The sequence below is a fragment of the Amycolatopsis sp. NPDC114504 genome, from assembly GCF_055633595.1.
Genome location: NZ_JBVKDU010000003.1, coordinates 1090003 through 1114566, shown reverse-complemented (window position 1 = coordinate 1114566; position 24564 = coordinate 1090003). Strand labels below are relative to the sequence as shown.

Below are 24564 nucleotides of genomic sequence, written 5' to 3'. Positions count from 1 at the left end.
GGGGTACCCGGATTGCTCCGTTCGTCCCACACTGTGCGACGAGCTGCGCCGGACCGATGACCGGACCTAACTTGGGTCGTCCTTCCCGCCCGAGCCTGGAGTACTGGTGGCGACGACCGAATCCCCTGCCGGTGAACAGAAGTTCCTCGACTTCCCCACGTCCTGCGCCGCGCCCGTCCCGCAGCCGGAGGAGCCTGTCCGCGTGGTCCCGCTGGCCGTCGCGGGCGTCCTCGCGGCCGGTCTGACCTGGTACGTCTGGGCGAGCCAGGGCGCCAAGTTCGGCGTCCTGCTGCTGCTCGGCCTCGGCCTCGGGCTGGCGCTGTTCCACTCGCGGTTCGGCTTCACGTCGGCGTGGCGGCAGCTGATCGCCGTCGGCAACGGCCAGGGCCTGCGCGCCCACACCCTCCTGCTCGGCACCGCCGCGACGCTGATCGCGCTGATCGCGGGCACCGGCGCCGGGCTCTTCGGCAGCAAGCCGGCGCCGACGGCCAGTCCGCTCGGGCTCGCGCTCTTCGTCGGCGCGACGCTCTTCGCGATCGGCATGCAGCTCGGCGGCGCGTGCGCGTCCGGCACGCTGTTCGCGGTCGGCTCGGGCCAGTCGACGATCGTGCTGACGCTGGGCGGGTTCATCACCGGGTCCGTGCTCTACACCTGGGCGTACCCGGCGCTGAGCGGCTGGCCCGAGCTCAAGGGCGTGCTGCTGGCCGACCACGTCGGCTGGTTCGGCTCGTGGGCGATCACGATCGCCGTGCTCGCCGGGATCGTGCTGGTCACCCGCGTGGTGCAGCGCCGCCGCACGCCGCCGCCGGTGGACGTCGTGCCGACCGCGCACGGGCTCGCGCGGATCTTCCGCGGCTCGTGGCCGATCCTCGCCGGCGCGGTCGTGCTCGGCGTTCTGGCCGGCGCGGTGTTCCTGGTCTCCGGCGGGATCTGGGGTGTCACGAGCGCGTTCTCGTTGTGGGGCGCCAAGATCCTGCAGGTGTTCGGGCTGCACCCGGAGTCGTGGGAGTTCTGGCGGCAGAAGTCGAACGCGACGTCGCTGGCCGGCCCGATCTGGAAGGACAAGAACAGCCTCACCGACATCGGGATCATGATCGGCGCGGCGGTGGCCGCCGCGGCCGCGGGCGCGTGGAAGATCCACAGCTCGATCCCGTGGCGCACCGCCGTCGCCGCGGTCCTCGGCGGGATCATGATGGGCGTCGGCGCGCGCATGGCGGGCGGCTGCAACATCGGCGCGTACCTCGGCGGGATCTCGACCGGCAGCCTGCACGGCTGGCTGTGGGGCGTGTTCGCGCTCGGCGGCACGTGGGTCGGGCTGAAGCTGCGGCCGCTGTTCGGGCTGGCCAACCCGGTGCCCACCGACAGCATCTGCTGACGTTTTTGTCGGGGTCCCCCGGTACCCTCGCGGACGAATCCACGAAACCGGGGGACCTCTTCCTTATGACTACGCAAAGAACCGGCTCGGCGCCGAACGGTGACGCGCTCGACGCCGGTGTCCTGAAGGTGGCCTCCGTGGTCGTCCTGGGCGCCATCATGGCGATCCTCGACACCACGGTGGTCAACGTCGCGCTGCAGAAGCTGACGATCGAGTTCTCGACGTCGTTCGACGTCATCCAGTGGGTCGCCACGGGCTACCTGCTGGCGCTCGCCACCGTGATCCCGGTCACCGGCTGGGCGTCCGACCGCTTCGGCACCAAGCGGCTCTACATGATCGCGATCGTGCTGTTCCTGGCGGGCTCGATGCTCGCGGGGGCGGCCTGGAACATCGAAACACTGATCATCTTCCGCGTCCTGCAGGGCTTCGGCGGCGGCATGCTGATGCCGTGCGGCATGACGATCCTGACCCGCGCGGCCGGCCCGCAGCGGATCGGGCGCGTGATGGCGGTGCTGGGCGTGCCGATGCTGCTCGGCCCGATCGGCGGCCCGATCCTCGGCGGCTGGCTGGTCGACGCGGTGAGCTGGCGCTGGATCTTCTTCATCAACGTGCCGATCGGCGTCGTCACGCTGCTGCTGTCGTGGCGGCTGCTGCCGAAGGACGAGCCGGAAACGGCTTCCCGCTTCGACTTCGCGGGCATGCTGATGGTGTCGCCGGGGCTGGCGGCGCTGATCTTCGGCGTCTCGAAGATCCCGTCCGCGGGCGGGTTCGGCGCCGTCGAGGTGTGGCTGCCGGTGCTGGCCGGGGTGGTCCTGCTGGTCGCGTTCGTGGTGCGGGCGCTGCGGGTGCCGAACCCGCTGGTGGACCTGCGGCTGTTCAAGAACCGGTCGTTCACGGTGGCGATGGTGACGATGTCGCTGTTCTTCGTCGCGTTCCTCGGCGGGATGATGCTGCTGCCGACGTACTTCCTGCTGGTGCGCGGCGAAACGACGCTGCACGCCGGGCTGCTGCTGGCCCCGCAGGGCTTCGGCGCGATGATCATGATGCCGATCACCGGCCGCCTGGCCGACAAGGTGGGCGCGCGCAAGATCGTGCTGCCGGGCATGGTGCTGCTCGTCGGGTCGATGGCGATGCTGACCCAGGTCACCGCGACCACGCCGTACTGGGTGCTGCTGTCGGCGCTGTTCGTGATGGGCCTCGGCATGGGCTGCACGATGATGCCGATCACGACGTCGGCGCTGCAGACGCTGCAGCCGAAGGACATGGCCCGAGCGTCGACGGCGACGAACATCGTCCAGCAGACGGCGGGCGCGATCGGGTCGGCGGTGATGGCGACGATCCTGGCGGCCCTGCTGGCGGGCAAGTTCGGCGTCCCGACGGCCCAGGGCCAGCTGGCGGCGACGGCGGCGATCCTGAACCCCTCGACGCACACCGTGGCAACGGGCCTGGCGGCGGACGCGTTCTCGACGACGTTCGTCTGGTCGCTGGTCCTGGTGGTGCTGTGCGTGATCCCGGCGCTGTTCCTCCCGAAGTCCCGCCCGGCAGCACCGGCGGTCTCGGAAGACGGCGACGAGATCACCCCGCCGGTGATGGTCCACTGAACGAGCTCACCCCGGGACGCTTCGACGTCCCGGGGTGAGCCGGATCAGCGGTTCTGCCGCTCAGTCGGTTTCGGTGCGTCATCGTCGTCGGAGTCATCGCCTCCTCGGGTCCGCCGCAGGACGACGCCCGCAACGATGATCAGAATGATCATCATCGCGATGAGGGCGGCGATCGCGTAGACGAAAGCGGCGGAGACTCCGGTGACCACACAGGCGAGGACCACGATCAGGGCCAGCGCGATGACACCGGTCGGGCCGTGGGCCACGACGGCTTCGAAGAGCGCGGGCCATCTCCGGTCGGGGGGTTTATCCTTCACGTTGTTCGATCCTTTCGTGGTTGAACGCTGGGTGCGCCGCCGTTCTGCTTTCGCCGGCCGGCGGCGGCGCACTCGAGATCTCGGTGGTGTGGGATCGGTTCGTGGGGCTACCTCCTCGTGCTGGTGGCTGCTAGCGGTGGCGGGGCCCTCGGATGGCGCGACCCAGATCTTCGAGCACCCGCAGGATGTCCGGGATTTCGTCGACGCCTCGGTTCAGGCCGAGGAGGATCGTGACCTGGAGCTGACGAGCCAGGTCCGTCAACGGGTGGTCTTCGTTCAGGTTGGTTCTGGCGTCGGCGAGGGCTCGCTCGGCCTCCGCTCGGCCCAGCTCGAGAGCACCCCGCTCGGCGTGGAGGCACGCCAGCATCAGACGGACGCCGATCGCCGGGGCGCCCGTCCGGCGGCTCGAGAACTTGTTCAGGTGCGAGAACGCCTCGCGGATGGCTCGCTCGGATTCGTCCCAGTCGCCGATCGTGGCGAAGATCGTGGCCAGCGTCTGCAATGCCGTGACGAGGCGGTCGGACTCCACCATGCGTGAAGGGATCCGATCCGACGCCAGGTCGAACAGGAGGATCTCCCGTGCCCGGATCAGATCGCCGCGGTCTGACGTCATCTTGAAGCGATCCAAGAGCGCCGAACCCAGCCAGACCCGCAAGTCGTGGCGATCCATCTCGCCGACGGGCTCGTCGGTGAGCGTGTCGAGCAGCGTTATGGCCTCGTCGAGGTCGCTGGTCTCGCCCCGCACGCGGAAGCGAGCCCGGAGTGCGCGCGCCAGGTTTCCCGCTGCCCGGTGTGCCATCGTGGTGTGCCCGGCGACGCGGTCCAAGACGGCCCGGTAGGCGGTGACCAGGAAGTCGGCCTCCTGGCCGGTCATCGAGCTGTCGACGTTGCTCTGGGCGGGCAGCTGCTCCATGAAGCGGGCGTAGGCCGAGCCTTCGATGGCGCGGATTCCGGGCTCGTCCTGGTCTCGCGCGGCGTGGCGGTACGACTCGGCCAGCTCCCGCAACGAATTCTCGCCGAGCTCCGGCTCGAGCGCGGTGATCAGCTCGACCGCACGCATCCGGGGAAGAGGAGCCGTCTTGTGGTCGTTCGCCAGGCGGCGGAGGCTGGTCATCAAGGAACTCCGGGCGGCGGAGCCGAGGTGGGCCGCGCTGTTGGTGACCGGTCGTTTCGCCTTCTCCGCGATATCGAAGACCGCGTCCACCTTGCCGGCGAGCTCCTGCTCGGGATCGGCGAGGCCGGCCTCCGAACTGCCGGCGGAGAACCGGCCATGCGCGGTCGAACGGGTGATGCCGAGGGAGCCCCCGATCTCTTCCCAGGAGGTGCCGTGGGCCCGCTCGACGGTCACAGTCAACTGGAGCAGCTCTTCGGCGAGCGTGACGAGCTGCTGGGCTTCGGCCACTGACGGAACCGTCCAGGACGGCGCTTCCCGGCGCAGCCGCTTGTCCGCTGCTGACGCCAGTTCGGAAAGGCCGCGCTCCGCTCCCGAGGAGAGCAGCGCGTGCAGGATCGAGTCGGAGCCCATACTTGTATGGTCCGCCCGAACATGACGTTCGTCAACTCGGACGCCGATGTTCGGTGTAACCAAACGTCGTGGCGTCGGTTCGTAGCCCGAGTTTAACCCCGTTCGGCCGCCGGAAGTGGGTTCGGCGCCGAGCCGAAACACGAGGGCCGCCACCCGGACTCCGGGTGGCGGCCCTCGTCGTCTCGAGCGATCAGGAGAGGCGTTCGATGATCAGCGCCATGCCCTGGCCGCCGCCCACGCACATCGTCTCCAGGCCGAACTGCTTGTCGTGGTGCTGCAGGGAGTTGATCAGCGTCGACGTGATGCGCGCGCCGGTCATGCCGAACGGGTGGCCGACCGCGATCGCGCCGCCGTTGACGTTCAGGCGGTCGAGGTCGATGCCCAGGTCGCGGTACGACGGGATGACCTGCGCCGCGAACGCCTCGTTGATCTCGACCAGGTCGATGTCGCCGATCGACAGCCCCGCGCGGGACAGCGCCTGCTTGGACGCCTCCACCGGCCCGTAGCCCATGATCTCCGGCGAAAGCCCCGTCACGCCGGTCGACACGATGCGAGCCAGCGGCGTCAGGCCCAGCTCACGCGCCTTCGTGTCGGACATGATGACCAGCGCCGCCGCGCCGTCGTTGAGCGCGCAGCAGTTGCCCGCCGTCACGCGGCCGTCCGGGCGGAACACCGGCTTGAGCCCCGAGACACCTTCCACGGTGACGCCGGCGCGCGGGCCGTCGTCCTTCGAGACGACCGTGCCGTCCGCGAGCGTGACGGGGGTGATGTCCTTGGCCCAGAAGCCGTCCGCGATGGCCTTCTCGGCCAGGTTCTGCGAGCGGACGCCGAACTCGTCCATGTCCTCGCGCGTGACGCCCTTCAGCCGCGCCAGGTTCTCCGCGGTCTGGCCCATCGCGATGTAGACGTCGGGGATGGTGCCGTCGGTACGCGGGTCGGTCCAGCTGTCGGTGCCGGACTCGGCGGTCGCCGCGGTGCGCTTCTCGGCGTCGGCGAAGAGCGGGTTGTGCGTGTCCGGCCACGAGTCCGAGCTGCCCTTGGCGAACCGCGAGACGGTCTCGACGCCGGCCGAGATGAAGACGTCGCCCTCGCCGGCCTTGATCGCGTGGAACGCCATCCGGGTGGTCTGCAGGCTGGACGAGCAGTAGCGGGTGATGGTGCACCCGGGCAGGTGGTCGTACCCGAGCTCGACGGCGACCGCGCGGCCCATGTTGAACCCGGACTCGCCACCCGGCAGGCCGCAGCCCAGCATCAGGTCGTCGATGTCGGTGGGGTCGAGCTGCGGCACCTTGGCCAGTGCCGCCTGGATCATCTGCACGGTCAGGTCGTCGGGCCGCATGCTGACCAGCGACCCCTTCCCGGCACGGCCGATCGGCGAGCGAGCGGTGGAGACGATGACGGCTTCAGGCATGACGTGACACATCCTCGTATCGCGAGCTAAGCGTGCTAAGCGGTTGCTCACCATAGTGCCGTGTCGCCCGCCCGGGAGAAAGTCGGAGGAGGTGTGAGCTTCTCCGGGGAGATCCGCCCGACCCGGGTTCACACCTCCCGTGAGTCCAGCTCCGCGAGCAGCCGGGTCGCCTCGGCCAGCGGACCCGCGTAGGCGGCCGCCAGCCGGTCCGCGAGGCCGTGGAACACGGTCACCGACTCCCGCAGCGCGACGGCCGCTTCCGCCGGCCGGCCGGTCCCGACGAGTACCCGTGCGTGCTCGACCAGCGCCGCTGCCAGCTCCGGCTCGTACCGGCTGTCGCCCAGCGTCCGGAGGTCCCGGTGGATGCGCACCGCCTCCGCGGTGGCCTCCGCCGCGCCTTGCGCGCGACCCTGCTCGACCAGCTGGGTGCTGTAGCGCAGCAGCGCGTGCGCGAGTTTCCGCTGGTGCCGGGTGAGGGTCGCCCGATCCATCTTCTTCGACAGCTCCACGGCTTCGTGCGCCGCCGTGACCGCTTCCTCCTTCTTCCCCGCGGCCAGCAGGTGGGTGCTGAAGTCCGCGAGCGTGGCGAGCAGGAGCGGCCGGTTGGCCGCCGGGTGGACGGTCGCGCGCATCCGCACGCGCTGCACGACCCCGTCCAGTTCGCCGACCGCACGCTGGACGAGACCCGCCGCGGCCTGCCGGTCGGCGAGCTCCCGGCGCAGCCGCAGCTGCTCGTCCGGGCGGCGGTCGCCGGTCAGCCGGGTCATGCGCTCGAGCACCAGCGCGGTGACGAGCGGGTTCCCCGCGCTACGCCGCTCCGCCAAGGTTTCCAGGACTTCCCGCCCGGCCAGCGCGACGAACTGCGCGGCCACCGCGCCGGGGGCGTCCCGGACGAGCTCGGGACGCGCCAGCACCGCGTCTCTGAGAACCGGTGACGACGGCACGGCCAGCATCAGCGCCCCGGCCGCGCGCCGCGCCGGTTCGGACTCGTCCGCCAGGAGACGGGTAACCAGCGCGCGGGCGTTTTCCGCGGGCAGCCCGAGGCAGCCGGTGCCGTCGAGCGCCAGCCGCAGCACGGCTTCGGCCAGGTAGCCGGGTCCCGGCCGGGCCAGGGTGCGCGGCGACGGGTACCACTGTTCGTAGGCCTCGAGCAGCCGGTCCGCGCCTTCGAAGTGCGGTGCGACGCGCAACCGCACGATGAGGTCTGCTGCCTCCTGACGCGGTAGCGGGAAGGTCAGCGTGGCCACGAGGACCACCGAGGCCATGCTCCACCGGTCCGTGGCCGACGAGCTCCACGTGGCCGTCTCCTGCTCGAGCGCCCTGGCGGCCAGTTCGTCGACCCCCTCGGCGTAGGCCGGTGAGCCGCGTAACACGGCCAGTAGCGCGGCGAGGTGCACTTCGGGCGCGGAGTCGGCCTTCGGCAACCTCGGCAACGCGGGCCGGGACGGCCGGCCGAGCATCCGGCAGAACGCGTCGACCGAGGCGGCCACGGCAGACGCCGCGGAACCGGGCGGCTTCACCCGCTGCTGGCTGACCGCGACTCGGCCGAGGAAGTGCTGGACCGCCTCCCACCAGGACGAAGCCGCGCGGTCGAGGACGAGCACCCGGGCGCGCCCGGACCGCGGCAGGCTCTCGACCAGCGCGGCCAGGTCCCGGGGTGACCACCAGGCCGCGTCGTCCACGAGTACGAGCACCTTGCCTCGCGGGACGTTCCCGGTCAGGCCCTCCGAGGCCGACGGCCGCAGGACGGCCCAGCCCTTCTTTCGAGCGGTCGCGGCGAGGTTGTGCGCGAGCTGCCGCAGCCCCCGGTCGGGCTCGCTATAGAGCAGCCGCACGGCCTTCGGCTCGTCCTTCGCGAGCCAGGCGGCCAGTTCGGCGACGTCGGCCTCCCACCCGGCCGGGGCCAGTCGTTCGGCCCGGGCGAGGAGCTTGCCGGGCAGCCGGTCCGCCGCGGCGAGCGCGACCGGTGTGTCCGGCGGGACGGCGATCCCGACGGTCCGGCCGTCCCCGAGCCGGCCGTGGAACCCGTCCTCGGGCACGTCGATCCAGACCCCATTGCCGGCCGGGACCACCACGGAGTGCTCGCCGTCGCCGGCGAGGATCCCGAGCAGCGCGGGTTCCGTATCGGGCACTTCGACGACCAGGCTCTCGCCCGCGGGCTCGCCGCCGATGTGCAGTCGGTCGCCGTGCCGGGTGAAAGCGAGTTCACGGCGGCTGAGCGCACCGGCGATCTGGACGACGTGCTCGGGCCGCAGCCCCTCGGGTGGCTCGACGAACGCGACGCGCTCGGGTTTCAGCATTCCGTTGACCACCTGCTCCAGCTGCCAGCCGGTCGGGGTCCGCAGCACCTCGCGCGGGAGCCGCTTCCAAGCGCCGTACGCCCAGTCGGCGATGCCGGACCGGCCCTCGACGGTCAGCGAGTAGAGCACCCGCTTCAGTTCGGGCTCGGCGTCACGACCGGTGAGCGCCAGCTCCGAAATCCGTTCCTCGAGCCGCAGCAACGGGGTGAGTGACTCGTCGTGGGCGGCCGCGAGCACCGCCCAGACAGCGTGGACCGGCGCGTCACCGGGGCACTCGCGCAGGAGCCTCTTCAGCCGCTGCCGCAGTACCGGCAGCAGCTCCGGCCGCAGCGAGATCCCGGCCGGGCCGTGCATGCCCACCCAGTCGGCGAACCACAGGTCGGATTCGGCGGAGACGTCCAGCCGCGGCAACACGGCCAGCCGCATCGAGCGCAGCAGCTCGGGTTCGATCCGGGTGGCCGGGCTGAGCACCACGGCGAGCTGGACGTCCGGGCGCAGCCCGCCGAACGTGACTTCGTCGGTGAAGATCGATTCGAGCTCCTCCAGCGGGCTCTTCACCTCCACGGCGTCACCACCCGGACCAGGCTGGCCGTGGTCGTCCGGTCCCAGCTGACCAGCGGTATCCCCGCGCCGAGCGAGTGCGGCAGCCGCGACGGTCCCACCGGCAGCAACGCGACCGGCTCGCACCCACGCGAGCGCACGAACCTGGTGAACGAACTCCAGTCGCCGTCCGACGGCCGGTCGTGCACGTACCGCCCGCCGCCGAGTCCCAGATCGGACAACAAGAGCACCCGGCCACCCGCGGCAGGCGGCCGGTAGGGCTTCCGCGGTGCGCCTCGGACCTCGCTGCACCCCAGCAGCGGCGTCCCGGTGAAGTACCCGACGGCGGTCACGTGCTTGCCGACGACGCCCCACACCCGCTCGACCAGCGCGTTCTGGTCGGCCGCGAACGGCGCCATCGCCGCGCCGGTGTCGACCAGGACCTGCACGCCGAACCGTGAGGTCGGCACCCGCGTCCTCGGCAGATCGAGCAACGGGACGCCGCGCGCGAGGGCGTCCACCAGCCGGGGCAGGTCGAAGGGACCGTCGAGCACCGGCCGGGACAGCAGCATTTGCAGGATCGCCCGCTCCGACCGGGGCGGAAGCAGCCCCTCGTGCGGCGGTCGCGCCGTCAGGAACCGGTGTCCGGCGCGCGGAATCGGTATCGCTGCCAGCGGTGCACCCGGCGCCGGCGGTCCGACGAAGAAACCGTGGTCTTCCCGCTCCGGCGTCTCGGACTGGATGTCCGGAGGCTCGGGTTCGTCCGGGGGCGGCTCCGTCGGCGCTGGTTCGGGAGGCGGTGCGGGACGCTCGTCCGCCGGATCCGATGAAGCCGCCGATTTCGGCGGAACCGACGGAGGCAGCGACCGGACTTGCTCGCCTTCGGAGAACCCGAGAAGGTCCGCGACGGCTCGACGGCGGGCGACATCGAAGATCCCGGCCCGCCCGAGCGCGCGGACCACGTCGCCGAGCCAGATCTCAGCGCGCATGGCCGGCCGCGCCGGGCTGCTGCTTCGTGAGGCTGAGGCTCAGCAGCCACTCCCATTCCGGTTTCTGCTCCGGTCCGATCCCGAGCCGACGGCAAGCGCGGTAGGTGTCGAGCAGTTCCGCGGTGCTCGGTGCCCTTCGCGTGCCCGCCGTGACGTCGGCGCGGGCTTTGTCGAGGTGCTTCGCCAGCTCCAGCACCAGGTTCCGGTCGGCGTCGGTCGGGGTGGTGCCCTCGGCCTTGTGGTGCGCCAGCGCGATGTCCACCAGCCGTTCGACGCGGGACGGCGGCAGACAGGCGACCACGCACCGCCGGAGGAACGCCTCCGGCAGCTCCCGCTCCTCGTTCGTCGTCACCACCACCAGGTGGTTGCTCAGTCCCGGCGCGCCCCCGGGCGCCGGCGGCAGCTCCCGGCACACCGGCCGCCGGGTCTCGGTGACTTCGAACTCCCCGGCCCCGAGCGGGACGAGCAGGCCGTTGGGCAGGTCGGGATCGGCCTTGTCGATCTCATCGATCAGCAGGACCGCGCAGTTCCGGTCCCGTCCCTCGTTCTCCCGTGCCCGCGGGTCGACGGCGTGGTGTTCGGCCGGCAGCCCGTCGCTCTCCGCGGATCCGCGGAGCACCGCCGACCGCGGCGCGTAAGCCCACCACAGCGCCCCCGGTTCGACGAACCGGAAGTCCCGCCAGGGCGCGGGCGATTCCGCGGCCCGTTGCTGGGCGTCGGCGAGCCGCCGGACGTGGTCGAACGTCCACAGCAGATCCTGCGCCTGCGTCCGCGCGGTCACGACGTGCCGGTAGAACCGCCAGTTCTTCTCCCGGGCCACGAAGGGCGCGAGGGACGACTTGCCCGATCCCGGTTCGCCGCGCAGCAACAGTGGCCGGCCCGTGGCGAGCGCGACTCGCACCGCGATCTTCAGCTCGTCGGTCATCAGGTACACCGAGCCGTCGTACCCGGCGGCGTCCATGATCTCGGTGGTGTGCGTCATCGATCTCCTCAGACGGCCTTGGCGACGTCGTGCAGTTTCTTCCGGAACTTCTTGGCGTCGAAGATGATCTTTCCGGTGACCCGGTCGAGCTTGACCACTTCGGGCACATCGATCGTGCGGTCGACTTCGGTGAGCAGCAGGACCACGACCTCCGGGAGGTCGGCGTGGAGCTTCTGAATGGCCTCGAGCACCACCGGCATCCGGGGAAGGTCCACTATGGACACGATGAGGATGAACTTCCGTTCCTCGCCCAGCGGGAGGTTCTTCGACATTTCGGTCCAGTCCGTGTTCGCGACGAGGTGGCTCACCGCCTCCCGCATGCTGTGCGTCAGCTCCTCCACGGGGTCCTCGCCCACGACCGTGCTGGCCGCGCCGAACGCGAAGCTGGCCGCGGAAAACCCGGTCGCCGCGGACAGGTAGTCCTCGGCCAGCGGTTGATCGGGCACGTTCAGCACCACGCTCAACCCGGTGGTCCCCTCGGACGGCGAGATCGCCTTCCGGGCTGCCGACGCGTCCACCCAGCTCGGCATGAGGTAGGCGATCAGCCTGCTGAAATCGCGGCTGCCGCTTCCCTGCTGCCCGATGGCTTCGACGGCGAGCACGGCCGGGTGCCCGCCGCCCGCCGCCAGCAGGTTGATGGCCAGCAGGTACTCACCCGCGATCGTGGCGAACTCGCTGTTCCGGCTCACTCCCAGCGCCTCGGCCGCTGTTTGCAGCGCACTGTTTTCGCACTGCATGTGCTCCAGTCTTTTGGCGACGAGGCGAACCCACTCCTCGTGCAGGTCGTCGCGGGGCGGGGGCAGGCGGGCGAACTGGGCGCTGACCCGGCCGATGATCCATTCGGTCTCCTCCTCCACGGAACGCTCCCCGGGCCGTTCGACGCGGATGTACTGCCGCTGGTCCAGATCGTTGATGCCGGCTTCCTTGACCTGGCCGCTGGTGATCGTGCCGATGAGGACGGCCAGCACCACGGGCGGAACGGCCTCGTGCTGGCGGTGCATCAGGACGGCCACCTCGTCACGCACGTGGGATGACTCCAGCGCGTTCTGGTCCAGCAGGACGACCGCGGCCCGGCACGCGTGCAGTTCGAGGTGAATACGCCGGGCCCAAAGCTCTCCGGCGTCGATGTTCTCCCCGTCCAGGAACACGTCGTAGCTGTCCTTGAGCCTGCTGTACACGGCCTCGCGGATCTCGGCGGCCGGTGTGTCCCGGCCGCGGGTGCTGTGACTGATGAAAACCTTGATCACGGTGTGCCCGGCCTCCCGCCTGATCCCGCGTTCCACTGGATCAACCACGCGTCGTTCTGGCCGGCGAGCAGACGCTCGCAGTCGAGGACGACGTCGTCGGCCCGGCCGTCGGCCCAGCGCGCCCGGAGTGCGGCCAGCTCGTCCGCCGCTCCTTCGTAGGCCACCACGTGCGATTCGTAACGCGCGGCGGCGGCGTGGGTCGCCACCGCCGTCGCGGCCGTGGTGCACACCCCGATCCAGGCCGACGCCCAGTGCGTGGCCGGAACCGCGGCGGCCGCGGCGAACAGGCCCGCCACGCCGGCCAGCACGTACTGGGCCACCTTGCACCGCCGCGCCCGGCGGCCTTCGGCGGCGGCGCGCTCGCGGTAGTACGCGACCTGGCCGTCCAGTCTTATGTCCACATAGGACTTCGTGTCGTGGACTTCCGGCAAGTCCCTCGGCTTGTCGGGAACCGCGCTCACCTGCAGGCGGAGCCGGTCGTGCCCGGCCGTCAGCTCGTCGAGCCGCCGGTCCAGCACCGCGAGCCGATCCGCGCCGTCGTAGGGGCGCGCCTCCGCCGAACAGGCGAAGACCTCGGCCTTCAGCGCTTCGGACACCGCACGCAGGCGCGCCGTGTCCCGGATCCGGTCCTTGCCCGCTTGGCCCGCCACCCACGGGCTGAGGCCGATGGTCAGCACCGCCACGGCGGCGGCCCACCAGCTGTCGTCCCCGAACCGCGCCGCCGCGGTACCCACGACCGCGCCGGTCAGCACGAGGACCAGTGCCGCCAACCGCCAGCGGCCGAGCGCCGCCTTCGCCGCGTCCGCGGCCTTCGACCACCGGCGCTGGCGTCGCCACGCCAGTCCGAGGGTGCCGTCCGGCTCAGCCAAGGTTGACCACTCCCACCACGAGGCCGAGCACGAACGCCAGCACCAGCGTCACCACCACGACCAGCCAGTTCTCCAAGACGGCGCGGCCGGCGGGGACACCCGGCTCGGCCCAGTCCTTCCTCGCGCCGCCGGCACCCGCCGCCGGGATCGGGCGGTGCCGGCGGGGGTCCGGGCAGAAGTGCGCCGCCCAGTCCGGTTCCGCCACGAGCAGTCCCCGCAAGCGCATCTCGCGCAGGCCGTAGGCGGCCAGCAGCAGTTCCGCTTTCCCCGCCGAAGCGGCCTGGGTGAGCAGCTCGCGGACCAGGACCGGCGAGGTGTGGTGCCGGCTCACCAAGCGACCGAGCTCGGTCAAGACGGACAGGTCCTCCCGCCGGACGTCCTGGAGCCGGTCACCGAAGGACTGGGTGACGACCACCGGGTAGAGCCGTTCGTCCGCCTGCCCCAGTTCGTCCAGCCGGGTGTCGAGGAAGGACGCCGACAGCAGCTCGGACCGGACCCAGCGGCGTTCGCTCGCCCGGCCGGCCGGGCCCAGCTCGGCGAGCCGGCCCACCACCTCCGGTGCCTCGGCCGGCCGCTGCACCTGCCTGAGCCGGAGCACCAGCTGCCGGTGCTCGGACGGCTGTTCCGACGACCGCCCCGGTCCCGGCCGCGGTCCCGGAGTGGGAGTCGGCTGCGGGAGGGACACGGTCGCGGCGGCGGGCGCGATTTCGGCCGGAAGAGCCCGGGCCGGCGCCGCCGTGGTGTGCTGGACCGGCTGCGGCACGGGCTTCGCCTCCGGGCCGGAGCCGTGCAGCGCCTCCAGCCGCCGGTCGAAGGGATAGGGCGTGGTCGCGCCGCGGGCAACGAGCTCGGCGGCGAGCTCGTTGCTGCCCACCTCGAAGTAACGGTCGACGAGCTGGTTCGCCACCTCCGTGTACCAGTCTTCACTGTGGTCGCCCGCGAGGTCGACGACCTGTCCCGCCGTCGTCGTGACCCCGTCGATGAAGACGGGCATGAAGGTGATCTCGGCGGCGTTCTTGCAACTCCCCGAAACCTCGCGCTCGTAACCGGAGAACGTCCACCGCCGGTCCCGGTCCGACCCCGAGAACAGGGGGGACAGCACGTCCAGCAGCCCTTGCAGCAGGGAGAGGGGGTTCTCCGGGCCTGCGCCGACGACCGTCAGCCGCTGTCCCGGCGCGCGCAGCGCGGCCGCCACGAGGACGATCAGGTATTCCGACCTGATCGGGATGTGTTCGGGCGCGGGCGGCAAGACCCGGCCGTCGAACGCCCGGACCGTGGTGTCCTCCCGGACCTCGTCGACCCAGTCCGGCCAGTCCCGCAGCGCGAGCGCCCGGAACGGGTCGAGGACGTGGGGCGACCCCACGAGCGCGTGGGCGACGTTCCGCCCGTTCGTCCGTCCGCTGTCGACCCGGCGGACCACCGCGACCTCCGCGCCGAAGCCGAAGTACGACAGGCTCTGCGCGGGAGCGGGATTCCCGCTGAAGGCTTCCAGCCGGGCCAGCGGGAGCAGCCGCTGGTCCCAGAGGACCGTCCGGTGCTCCGTGCCGAGCGAGCTGCGCATGGCCGCCACGCCGTCCGGCCCGTGCCCGAACACGATCTGATCCACTGTAGACAGTTCATCGGCCGGCCTGGACATCCCAGCAGCCCACCTTTCTCGCTTCGGGGTCGGTGAGCACACCGGTCATGGCCAGGAGGGCGAGCAGCGGACGCAGCACCCGCATCGGCCGCACCCCTCGCACGAACTTGCGGTTGACCGGCTCGGCGCCGGTGGCCGACGCGAAGTGCAGCGTGCACCGGGTGAAGCTGTGGAACGGGGCCAGCGACGAGTCGGCACCGTGCTGGTGCAGGAAGCCGAAGACGTCCCGGCTCTCCTCCAGCATCGCCTCGGCGTCCAGCGAACCGTCGTCGGCCCGCCGGATCCACCGGTCGACCGGCGGTACGTACCGCAGCCGATCGGACTTGTTCAGCACGATGGCCGCCGGGACCTTTCCGGCCAGGCCCAGGTCTTCGAGCCGGCTGACGACCCGTTTGAACGCCAGGTTGACCCGCCGGTCGCCCTCGTCCGGCTCGAGGTGCCGGATGCCGAGCGCGTGTTCGGGGGTCTCGACGAACAGCAGCGCGTCCACCCCGATCAGGAACCGGGCCGCCTGGCCGCGGTCGCCTTCGCGCAGGAAGTCCTCGCCCGAGATGTCGAAGAAGGTCACCGGCGTCGTTCCCGAGGGTGAGGTCAGCGTCAGCACGTTGGCGAACCCGCTCAGTCCGTGCTTGGTCCCGTCGAGCTCTTCCTCGTTCTGCAGACGGTTGAGGTGTTCGGTGCGGAACCGGCGGTCCAGCAAGAGGTCCATCGCCCGCACCGTCAGCCCGGTGGCGGCGCTCAGCCCGCCTCGCTCCAGTTCGGCGATCATCGCGGTGAGCAGGTGCGTCTTCCCGCTGCCCGACCGCCCGGCCAGGCCGATCACCACGGGCGGCCCGTAGTCCAGGTAGGACGCCGGCAGGTGGTGGGGGTCGGCGTCACCGGACGGGTTGGGGCAGCGCTGGTAGCAGTTGCGGCGGATGTCGTTGCGCTTGACCGGGTCGTTCACCTCGGACAGGTCGACCGGCTCGTACACCCCGAGCTCGCTGGTGGGGATCCACAGCTCGTTCTCCTGCCAGGCGAACCGGTCGAGGCAGACCGGGCACCGGATCCACGTCGCCGAGCCTTCGGCGGGTGCGCTCATCGGAACACCCCCAGCGCGAAGCCGGCGGTCACCAGGACGATCACCGCGACGACCCCGGCCGCCACGAAGAGCGCCGTCGTCCGCCGGTGCGGTGCCGGCTCGGAAGCGGGGACCTCGCCGGCGACCGCGGCTCTCTTGGCGACGAGCACGTCGTCGAACCGCTTGCGCGAGCGGGCGAACTCCTTCGCCACGTCGTCGGGTCTGGGCGGGATGTGGTCACTCTCCCTCAGCCTGCGGAGCAGGTCCGCCGAACCGGGGCGCGAGGCCGGGTCCGGCGCGAACACCATCGCCAGCAGCTCGGCCAAGGCCGGGCCTGAGCGGGCGGCGTCCGGCGCGGGTCCCGGATCGCGTCCGGTGACCGCGGCCATCACGACCGCGCCCGCCGACCACACGTCGTCGCGCGGCGTGGCTGCTCCGGTGGGTGTGCGCTGCTCGGGCGGGCAGCTGCCGCTCAGCCGGTTGCGCACCCGCGGCTCCCCGGCGAGGACGGCGTGTTCGAAGGTGGCGATCTGGACCCGGCCGTCACCCCACCAGACCGAGTCGAGGCTGAGCCCGCCGTGGACCAGCTTCGCCGCCTCGATGTGACGCAGCGCGCGGAACAGTCCGACCTCGAAGGCGTGCTGCTCACCGGTGAGCAGCTGCCCGGCCAAGCCGCGCACGGGTGCGCCGGGCAGCTGGGACAGCACCACGAAGGGTTCCTCGCGATCGATGTCGTAACCGACCATTTTGGACAGTTCGACCGGGTAGGCGTCTTCCGAAAACCGGCGCAGCAGTCGCGCGCCGGCCCGGATTTCGCGGTCCAGCAGGTCGTAGAGCTCCGGGTCGGCCAGCCCGGCGTCGCGGCGGACGGTCTTCTGCACCAACCGGTCACCGTTCGCGGTCTCCAGCGTTCGCGCGGTGAGCTCCGTGCGGACCGGCACCTCCGGATCGACCTCCTTGACCTCGACCGTGCTCAGCCGGTACCGGAAGTCCCGGTACCGCAGCGTTTCCCAAGCTCCGTTCACCCGACGACTTCTTCCTGCTGCTGGGGCCAATAGGACTCGATGCCGTCCCGCTGCAGCGGGACCAGGCGGACGATGCCGGCGGACACGGTGCCGCTCGTCCAGCACATCCCCTCGTCCGCCACGGGCACCTCGCCCGTCGCGGTGAGCCCCGGTCTCGCCAGCTGCGGGGCGAAGCGCACGACGGCGAACTCGGCGCCGGACCGGGCCAGCCGGTTCAGCTCCTGCGACGTGCACAACTGCCGCATGGGTTCGTGTCCGGTCCGGCGGGTCAGCTCGGCGATCTCGGGGATCTCGCGCAGGATGTCGGAGATCAGCTCCTCGCGGTGCCGGTGCATGCGGCCGAACTCCGGCGGTTCCTGGATGCCGTTCTCGACCAGGTGGACGCTGTAGTCGCCGAACAGCTTCTGCACCTGCTCGCGCACACCGCCGTCGGTTCGCCCCGGCCGGCGCACGTCGAGTGAGCTCCACAGCGGTGCCAGCGCGGCCAGGCTCAGGTCGGCGAGGTCGTCGGCGATGGCCGGCGCCAGGAACCGGCTTCGCGGCGCCCCGGCGGGCTCGGCCTCGTCGGCTTCCTCGGCGATGGTGCGCAACATCCGCGCCACGTCGTCGAGCTCGCCGGCGACCGTGCGCGCGGTGTCGGACACGAACCGGCGTTCGTCGGCCAGCTGCCACTGCTCGCGCGCCATCTCCTCGAGCACGTCGCCGAGCAGCGCCCCCGCTCGCGCTGCCTCGACGACTCCACAGGCGGCCTGCCAGCGGCGCACGCCGCGGTTCCAGGAGGTCAGGAGCAGAACCGGCAGAGCCAGCAGGCACGCCACCCCCAAGGGAGCGGCGACCTCGACCGGTGGGGCGAACCCGCTCACCCGCGCCACCAGGACCCCCAGCACGGCGGCCGCGGCGTGCGCGGCGACCGGGAGCAGGTCGGCCGGACGGGCGCGAGCCGGGCCCGCGCCGGCCGCACGGGCGACCGCGGCCGTCCACAGCGACGCCAGCACCACACCGGCGAGCCAGAACCCGCCCGGGAGCGCCGCGAAGGCGGCCGTCGCGACCGTGACCAACGGCAGCAGCACCGGGGAGACGATCCATCGGGGGAACGGCCGGGGTGTCGCCAGCCGTCGCGACAGCTCCGCCGGATAGCCGGCGTCGATGCGTGCGGTGGCCCCACCGGCGCCGCCGGGTGCGAGCAGGGTCGCCCGCGCGCGCAGCCCGGCCGCCAGATCGGCCAGGGAACGGCCGCCCCGCAGCTGGTCGTCGACCACCGTCCGCAGCCTCGTGGCGACGGCGGAGGGCTCGAACCGCTCCGCCGTCGCGAACCCTCGCTCGGCGAGCCCGCTGCTGGCCAGCGTGTCGGACCGGGCGCCCGCGTCCAGTTCGGCCGCGGCGTCGCGCACCAGCCCGGAAAACGCGTCCAGGTACTGCCCCGCGGCCACGATCCGGGCGCCGGCGGTTCCCGCCGCCCGGCCCACGAGCCCGGTGACGCCTTCGAGACGGCGGATCGACTCCTCGGCCCGGCCGGTGGCGGCGGCCGCGGCCCGGCGCGCTCGGTCGAACTCCGAGCCTTCGGCGATCGCCGGCCCGGTGACGCCGGACGGCTCCGCCGCCGTCGTCCGCAGGTCCAGGTCGAACGGCACGCCGGACTCGGTGGTGACCTGCCGGACGACCCGCAGGAGCGTGCTGGTGACCTCACCCGGCTCCAGCGATCCCGAGACGCGCTCGATGCCGGGGCTCGCCGTGGCGTCGGGGATCGTCCGCGCGTGCTTGACGACTTCCTCGAACACCTCGGCCACGGAGAGCGCCTGCAGCAGCTCGTCCAGACCGGAACCGGTCAGCTGAGCGGTCCCGGCCCGCGCGCGGCCTTGGTCCGGGCCCCACCAGACGCCCTGTGCGTCGCTGACCCACAGCACGGCGGCCCGATCCTGCAAAAGCTGCTTCGGCAGCTTGAGGACCCGGCCCGAGGGGGTCTCCTCGCCCTGGCCGACGACGACGCAGACCACGTAGTGCTGCAGGTAGAGGTGCTGGAACTCGGCGAAGTTCCGCCCGAGGTTCTCCGCCTGGTCGACCAGCACGATCCGCAGGCGCGTCCGGGCCGGGTTCTGCCGGGTCATCCGCAGCCACGCCAGGCACGGCCTGAAGTCGTCGATCAGGTTCAGCACCTGGACCGGCTGGACGGGCCGGCCCGGCGACGGTGTCACGTCCGGTGCGCCGCTCATCCGGCCACCCACCTTTCGAGGTCGCGCAGGTTGCCCTGCACCGGTGCGGTCGCGCCGCGGAACGGCAGGTCCAGCGCGGCCGGGAAAGTGGATCCCCAGAACGTCTTCAGCTGGTTCACCCGGCTGGTGCTGGCCGTACCCAGCCCGCTGAGCGCGGCGGCCAGTCCGGCCTCCTGGTTGCGAGCGACCTTGACCACCGTCAGGTAGAGGTCCGACGGCAGATCCGGGGTCTCCTCGAGCCGGTGCGGCAGCGAGTCCATCAGCCGGGCACCGAGGTCGCGGCGGATGCCTTCGTCGTCGGTCAGCGTCCACTCCTCGTACGCGGTGAGGACGCTGGCCCAGGAGGACATCCGGTAGTACTCGACCAGGCCGAGCCGCATCGCGACCTCGTCGCGCCCGCCGAGCCGGACGACGATCGCGGCCGGCGACTCGGGGTCCCCCTCCACCTCGACCTGACCGTTCCACAGCGCGCAGAGCAGCCGGTGCAGGATCAGCGTCCGGTGCTCCTCGGCGGTGGCCAGGTAGCTGTAGTCGTACCCGGTCCGTTGCCGCCAGCGCAGGAAGTCCTGGTCCTGCGGCCGCCGCTGGGCGTCGGCCCAGGTGCGGAGCACCTCGCGCAGCTCGGGCACCTCGGTCACGCTCATCGACGTGCGGAAGAGGACGACGCTGAGCGATTCCGCGCTCGTCGGGCGGAACTCGACGACGGTGTCCGCACCGCGGTCCACGTTCACCTCCTGCCGCAGGAACTTCTCGAGCTCGGCGCTCTTGCTGTCGGCCGGGTAGGTGTAGAGGACCTTCATCGGGCCGGCCCCCGCGGGCGAGAAGCCGCCCGGCACGAGACCCGCGACCTTCTGCCGGAACTGGTTGAGGTCGTCTTCGCCGACCGCGGCGGTGTCGGACCCGGCCGCGGCCTTGAGCAGGTCCTGCAACGCGGGCAGCAACGGACGGCTGTCGGAGTCGCGGTGGCGGAACAGGGTCTCCACCTCGCGCTTGAGCCGGTCCCGCACCGCGTTGACGGCCCGCTCCGGCCCGTCCTGCTGGGAGTAGCGGTAGGCCGTCCGCCAGCCCTCCTCGCCGAGGAGCTCGTTGACCAGTTCGCCGACCGACGCGGTCGGCCGCAGCCGGCCCTGCGCCACGTGGATCTCGACGAACCGTCGTCGTACCGCCTGGTAGAACGGCTCGAGGTCGCCGCCCTGCGGTGGGAGCAGGTACGACACGCCGACCCGCTGCCGGTACAGCTCCCTGGCGCGGCTGGTGAAGCGGGCCCGGTCCATCCGGGCGTGGTCGGTGAAGGCTTCGACGAGCGCGCGCAGCTCGTCACCGGCCCGCCGCAGGGTCCGGTCCCAGCGCACGGTCTGCTCGTTCCAGGCGGTGTGCCAGCTCAGCCGGGCGCGCCAGCGGTACCACGCGTTCTGCCGGTCGATCGCGGCGCGCACCGGCGGATCCCCCCACTTGACCCGGCTCAGCACGCGGTTGCGGATCTGGGCCGGCTGTGGCGGGGCGATGGTGAGGCCGTCCGGCGCGTCGGGAGCGCCGCGCCTGCTCTCCAGGATCCGGGCGAACCCCCGTTGGTCCGCGGTGGCGGCCAGCGCCGGGTGCCCGGCGAACACCCGGTGCGCGCGGAACAGGTCGGACTCGGCGAGCAGCAGGTCGATGGCACGGCCCGGGTCGAAGTCCTGGGCCAGCCTCGGCACCCGCTGGACGAGCTGCTGGTCGAGTGCGTTCAGGGCCGCCTCCATCCGGCTGGCCCTGGTGTTCAGCGTGGCGAGGATCGCGTCCGCGCCGGACACCGTCGACGGTTCCACGAACTCCAGCGGCGAGCGCGAGCGCAGAACGTCCACATTGGACGCCGTGAAGAACCCTTCGATGGCCTCCCGGTTGCTCTCCGCCCGCCCGGGTGGCGGCTCGGCGAGCTCGATCGTGGCTTCGGCGAGCAGCCGGGAGCTGACCAGCTCGGCGAGCTCGTCGACGGGCACGGTCAGGGAAGCGACCAGGCTCGTCGAGACGCCGCGGTTGCCGATGCCGCTCGGTGAGGGCAGCTCACGCTCGGCGGCGCGGTTGACGAAGTCGTCGGCGAAGGACTGGTACATCCGGTCCGTGCCCTGCCCGGCCGGCGCGTTCTCCGACGGGCCGGTTCCGACCAGCGAGAAGATCAGCGACACCACGGACCGGTGCAGGTCCTCCCGCTCGACGCCGGCGCTGCGGCTGAACAGGAAGGCCGTCTGCACGGTGCCCGCGCGCAACCGCAGCTCTTCGCCCGTGGGGTAGTGGACCGAAAGCGCCCCGGCGAACCCCGTGTCGTTGACTTCGATGCCCGCCGCCTGCGAGTTCTGGTCGTCGATCAGGCGGAAGAGGTCGAGCAGCGCCCGGCCCGCGTTGAGCCGCGCCGGGCGGCCGCCACCGAGTCCCTCCTCGAACGCCGAGGGCATCAGCACCAGCGGGTAGATGCGGGCGCGGTAGCCGGCCCGGGCCAGCACGTCCCCGACGAGGTGGAGGTAGTCGTAGAAGATGCCGCTGCCGGTGCCGCCCGCCACCGAGAAGGCCACGAACACGTCGCACGACCTGCCCAGCTTGCCGCCGAGCTGGGTCAGTTCGGGTGCCGAGTTGTTGATCGCGCCGACCGCCCGGACGATCGAGTTCTGCACCGGGCCGAGTCCGAGGCGGAGGGTCTCGAACAACGTGGCCCGGCCCACCGTCGGAAACTGCCCGGCCCCCTTGGCCAGCGGTCCGACCCGGGGCTCGCCGTCGGTGGGCGGCAGCCAGCTCACCGCTTCACGGGCGTTGAGCCGCAGGCTCCGGGCGACCTCGGGATAGGTGTCCTGGTGGGGCACGAGCTCGCGCACCAGGTGCTGCGTGCGTTCGGCGGCCTTCAGGTGCTCGTCGCCCGGCACGACCCGGCCTTGCAGCCGGGTGAACTCGTCCTCGCTCAGGTCCGCGTAGGCGAACTGGAGGCAGGCCGGCAGCTGGTACGGCAGGAAGCCCCGGCCACCCATCAGCTCCTGGAGGTTGGTGCCGTCCGGACCGCACAGTTCGCTGCGCAGCCGGCGTTCCAGCTCCGCGCCGATCAGGCAGCCGGTGCCGCCGAGCCCGACGAACAGCACCGGTTGGTAGATCTTCATTTCCGCACTCCCTGTCCACCGGTCTCGGTCACAGCAGGTCGTCCTCGCCGGAGTGGGTGTCCGCGGGGGCCGCTCGCGGCGGCGGAGCCGTCCCGGTGGCCCGTTCGAGCTGCGGCACCGGCTCGGGCACGGGGGCCGACCGCGCGGGTTTCGGCGGCTCGGCCTGCCGTTGGTCCTGGAACGTCAGCGTCATGTCCGGACCGATCTCCACCGGCTCGTCCCGGCGCAGCTCGACCACATCGCCCTCCGGCTTCCGCAGGAGGACGCCGCCGGAAGCACCCCGCCGCAGCTCGTACGCACCGGTGTCCGCGGCCTTGGCCGGATCGATGAGCACGGCGCCGTCCCGCTCGCGGACGAGGAAGCGGAAGACCGCACTCGGTTCGTCCGGCGCGGGCAGGTAGAACTTCTGCCCGCCGCAGAGCACGTGCACGGTCAGCCCGCGCACGTCGCGGCCACGGCTACGGGCACGCATCCGCAGCAGCAGGTAGATCAGCGCGGCGGCCAGCAGGACGGCCAGCGTGATCCACAGCCACATGAGCTTCTGCAGCAGCGTCGGCGGGTAGGACACCGCGACGGTGAAGGGCAGCGCGGACCAGACCGTGGCCGGGTTCGCGTCGTCGACCAGCTGCAGGGTCCCGGAGTTGACGCCGACCACGGTGTTGTCGGCGAACGACAGCGAGAAGTCGAACCTGCCCTGGCCGGACGCGGCCAGGTCGAAGGTCGCCGGCGAGACGGTCGCGACGGTGCTGGGCCCGCTGTCGGCGATCACCAGCCGGACGCGCTTGGGCTGGCCGGTGTCGTTGGTGACGCTTAGGGTCCCGGCCCGGCTGCCGCCCGGCGGCACGAACGGCTCGGCGGGGTCGGTCAGCAGGATCTGCCCGCGGACCTGGGCCACGCCGCCCGCGACGACGCCGTTCTGGGAGCGTTCGTCACCTTGGATGCCGACCCCGGACACCCCGCCGGTGAAGACCAGGCCGCCCGTCGCCGTCTTCGGCACCGGCACGCTGCCGAGGTAGAGGCCGTCCCCGGCGGCCGTATCGGGTTTGCTTCCGTCGTCGGAGAGCGGGACGTCGATCGGCTGGAACCCGGCGCCGGCCAGCCGCGCGGTGAACGTCAGGCCCTTCAGCGAAGCCGGATCGGCGATGACGTCCCGGCGGGTCTGGAGCCGGACGCCGATCACGACCGTCTGACCGGCCGCGGGTGCGGGCGGGTCGACCGAAAGGACCGCGCGCGCCGCGCCCTGCCACAGCACGGTGGTGCCCACGCTCTGGGCGGAAACGCCTTCGGGCGCGGTGATCCGGATGGTCCACGTGCCCGGCGCCGGGTTCACGATGCGCAGCGCCTCGACCGGCCCGGAACCACCGCTGACCTGGAAACCGGAGTCGCCTTGCGAACCCGACTTGGGCACCGTGCGCCCCTGCGGGTCGATGTACTCGACGGTGATGGCCGGGTCGCGGCGGAAGACGATGATCGACCCGTCCGTGGCGATCACCGGGACGTCGACCTTGGCTTCGACGGTGCCGCCCGGGTCCACCGGGGTCTCCTTGACGACACCGCCGCCCGCGCAGCGGCTGGAGCCGTAGGCCTTGGCCATGGCTCGGAGCACCGCGCTCGATCCGTCCACCACGGTCGCTTCGGGCTTGGGGGAGTTCACCCCGCAGGTCCGCTGCGAACCACCCGCCGCGAACCCGTTCAGCTGGGCCGTGTCCAGCTGGCCGCCGAACCCGAGCGGCCAGATCTGGACGTCGGCGGCGTTGGCTCGCTTGAGCTGCCGGTGGATCTCTTCCTGGGCGGCCACGTTGCGCCGGTTGCCGGCGTTGTCCTTGCCGTAGATCGGGCTGTCGCTGACGTCGAGCTTGCCGTCGGTGAGCAGGAACAAGACCCTGGCGTCGCCCTTCGGCGCCGAGTCGAGCTCGCTCAGTGCCTGGCGCAGGGCGGTCGCGTGGTCGGTTCCGTCGTCCTGGCCCGGCTGGCGCTTGCGCAGCTTCTGCAGGCAGGTCGAGAGCGATTCGCGGTCCTGGGGCGTGGCCACCTTGGTCACCGGGCAGACCGGGTCGACCGCCGGATTTCCGCCACCGTTGTCGCTGGCGAAACCGATGACGGACACGGTGGATTCGGGGGCGAACTCGCCGAGCGCGATCAGCCCGGCCGCTTCTTTTTCGCTGTTCATCGCGGCGTCGTCGATGCTGCCGGACTCGTCGACGAGCACGGCCAGGTGAACGGGGCGGACGCTCGGCTCAGGTCCGTTCTGCTGTTGCCCCGCGGCCACCGGCGCCGTCAAATGGGAAAATGCCACGATCGCGCAGGCCAGCAGCGGTAACGAACGAGTGGAACGCGACGTGCGGCCGGGACGGACGC

General features: G+C 71.8%; 16 protein-coding genes. 2 read left to right on the top strand and 14 right to left on the bottom strand.

Going from position 1 to position 24564, the window contains the following annotated elements:
- Nucleotides 1-106 precede the first annotated feature (106 nt).
- Together ACZ7PG_RS26690 and ACZ7PG_RS26685 are read left to right on the top strand one after the other, a co-directional pair.
- Nucleotides 107-1375 (top strand): YeeE/YedE family protein, encoded by a 1269-nt coding sequence (locus tag ACZ7PG_RS26690; protein WP_470241795.1) that lies wholly within the window; start codon nt 107-109, stop codon nt 1373-1375.
- Between the two features lie 65 nt (nt 1376-1440).
- Complete coding sequence (locus ACZ7PG_RS26685; RefSeq protein WP_470241794.1) at nt 1441-2976, top strand: DHA2 family efflux MFS transporter permease subunit; 1536 nt, start codon at nt 1441-1443, stop codon at nt 2974-2976.
- A gap of 44 nt (nt 2977-3020) precedes the next feature.
- Here the strand turns inward: ACZ7PG_RS26685 and ACZ7PG_RS26680 are convergent, their stop codons facing one another.
- From ACZ7PG_RS26680 to ACZ7PG_RS26615, 14 genes are all read right to left on the bottom strand, one after another.
- Nucleotides 3021-3365 (bottom strand): hypothetical protein, encoded by a 345-nt coding sequence (locus ACZ7PG_RS26680; RefSeq protein ID WP_470241793.1) that lies wholly within the window; start codon nt 3363-3365, stop codon nt 3021-3023.
- A 58-nt stretch (nt 3366-3423) separates the two neighbouring features.
- Nucleotides 3424-4971, bottom strand: a complete 1548-nt coding sequence (locus ACZ7PG_RS26675; protein ID WP_470241792.1) for a hypothetical protein — start codon at nt 4969-4971, stop codon at nt 3424-3426.
- A 37-nt stretch (nt 4972-5008) separates the two neighbouring features.
- Entirely contained in the window at nt 5009-6229 is a 1221-nt protein-coding gene (locus ACZ7PG_RS26670) for an acetyl-CoA C-acetyltransferase (protein ID WP_470241791.1), read from the bottom strand.
- 128 nt (nt 6230-6357) lie between these two features.
- Nucleotides 6358-9093, bottom strand: coding sequence for a hypothetical protein (locus ACZ7PG_RS26665; RefSeq protein ID WP_470241790.1), 2736 nt, complete (start codon nt 9091-9093; stop codon nt 6358-6360).
- On the bottom strand, nt 9084-9641 hold the full coding sequence (locus ACZ7PG_RS26660; RefSeq protein WP_470241789.1) for a hypothetical protein: 558 nt from the start codon (nt 9639-9641) through the stop codon (nt 9084-9086). The genes ACZ7PG_RS26665 and ACZ7PG_RS26660 overlap by 10 nt, the downstream gene beginning before the upstream one ends.
- Before the next feature lie 406 nt (nt 9642-10047).
- Nucleotides 10048-11040, bottom strand: coding sequence for an AAA family ATPase (locus tag ACZ7PG_RS26655; RefSeq protein ID WP_470241788.1), 993 nt, complete (start codon nt 11038-11040; stop codon nt 10048-10050).
- An 8-nt stretch (nt 11041-11048) separates the two neighbouring features.
- The gene (locus tag ACZ7PG_RS26650) at nt 11049-12287 is read right to left on the bottom strand and encodes a toll/interleukin-1 receptor domain-containing protein (RefSeq protein ID WP_470241787.1); all 1239 of its coding nucleotides are present in this window, start codon (nt 12285-12287) and stop codon (nt 11049-11051) included.
- Entirely contained in the window at nt 12284-13156 is an 873-nt protein-coding gene (locus ACZ7PG_RS26645) for a DUF4231 domain-containing protein (protein WP_470241786.1), read from the bottom strand. The genes ACZ7PG_RS26650 and ACZ7PG_RS26645 overlap by 4 nt, the downstream gene beginning before the upstream one ends.
- On the bottom strand, nt 13149-14762 hold the full coding sequence (locus tag ACZ7PG_RS26640; protein ID WP_470241785.1) for a hypothetical protein: 1614 nt from the start codon (nt 14760-14762) through the stop codon (nt 13149-13151). The genes ACZ7PG_RS26645 and ACZ7PG_RS26640 overlap by 8 nt, the downstream gene beginning before the upstream one ends.
- 10 nt (nt 14763-14772) lie before the next feature.
- On the bottom strand, nt 14773-15873 hold the full coding sequence (locus ACZ7PG_RS26635; protein ID WP_470241784.1) for a P-loop NTPase family protein: 1101 nt from the start codon (nt 15871-15873) through the stop codon (nt 14773-14775).
- Nucleotides 15870-16877 carry a protein kinase family protein gene (locus tag ACZ7PG_RS26630; protein ID WP_470241783.1) on the bottom strand — a complete coding sequence of 336 codons (1008 nt, stop codon included), beginning with the start codon at nt 16875-16877 and terminating at the stop codon, nt 15870-15872. Before ACZ7PG_RS26630 ends, ACZ7PG_RS26635 begins: the two co-directional genes overlap by 4 nt.
- Nucleotides 16874-19087, bottom strand: coding sequence for a hypothetical protein (locus ACZ7PG_RS26625; RefSeq protein WP_470241782.1), 2214 nt, complete (start codon nt 19085-19087; stop codon nt 16874-16876). The genes ACZ7PG_RS26630 and ACZ7PG_RS26625 overlap by 4 nt, the downstream gene beginning before the upstream one ends.
- Entirely contained in the window at nt 19084-22206 is a 3123-nt protein-coding gene (locus ACZ7PG_RS26620; RefSeq protein WP_470241781.1) for a tubulin-like doman-containing protein, read from the bottom strand. Before ACZ7PG_RS26620 ends, ACZ7PG_RS26625 begins: the two co-directional genes overlap by 4 nt.
- Nucleotides 22207-22234: 28 nt before the next feature.
- Nucleotides 22235-24502 carry a VWA domain-containing protein gene (locus ACZ7PG_RS26615; protein ID WP_470241780.1) on the bottom strand — a complete coding sequence of 756 codons (2268 nt, stop codon included), beginning with the start codon at nt 24500-24502 and terminating at the stop codon, nt 22235-22237.
- Nucleotides 24503-24564: the final 62 nt, after the last annotated feature.

Bases quoted from the DNA above. Each gene is read 5' to 3' on its own strand.
- ACZ7PG_RS26685 (WP_470241794.1), top strand. From the start codon at position 1,441: ATGACTACGCAAAGAACCGGCTCGGCGCCGAACGGTGACGCGCTCGAC.
- ACZ7PG_RS26625 (WP_470241782.1), bottom strand. From the start codon at position 19,087: ATGAGCGGCGCACCGGACGTGACACCGTCGCCGGGCCGGCCCGTCCAG.
- ACZ7PG_RS26620 (WP_470241781.1), bottom strand. From the start codon at position 22,206: ATGAAGATCTACCAACCGGTGCTGTTCGTCGGGCTCGGCGGCACCGGC.
- ACZ7PG_RS26635 (WP_470241784.1), bottom strand. From the start codon at position 15,873: ATGAGCGCACCCGCCGAAGGCTCGGCGACGTGGATCCGGTGCCCGGTC.
- ACZ7PG_RS26655 (WP_470241788.1), bottom strand. From the start codon at position 11,040: ATGACGCACACCACCGAGATCATGGACGCCGCCGGGTACGACGGCTCG.
- ACZ7PG_RS26660 (WP_470241789.1), bottom strand. From the start codon at position 9,641: ATGCTGCTGTCCCGGCCGGTGCTCGACGGTCCCTTCGACCTGCCCCGG.
- ACZ7PG_RS26670 (WP_470241791.1), bottom strand. From the start codon at position 6,229: ATGCCTGAAGCCGTCATCGTCTCCACCGCTCGCTCGCCGATCGGCCGT.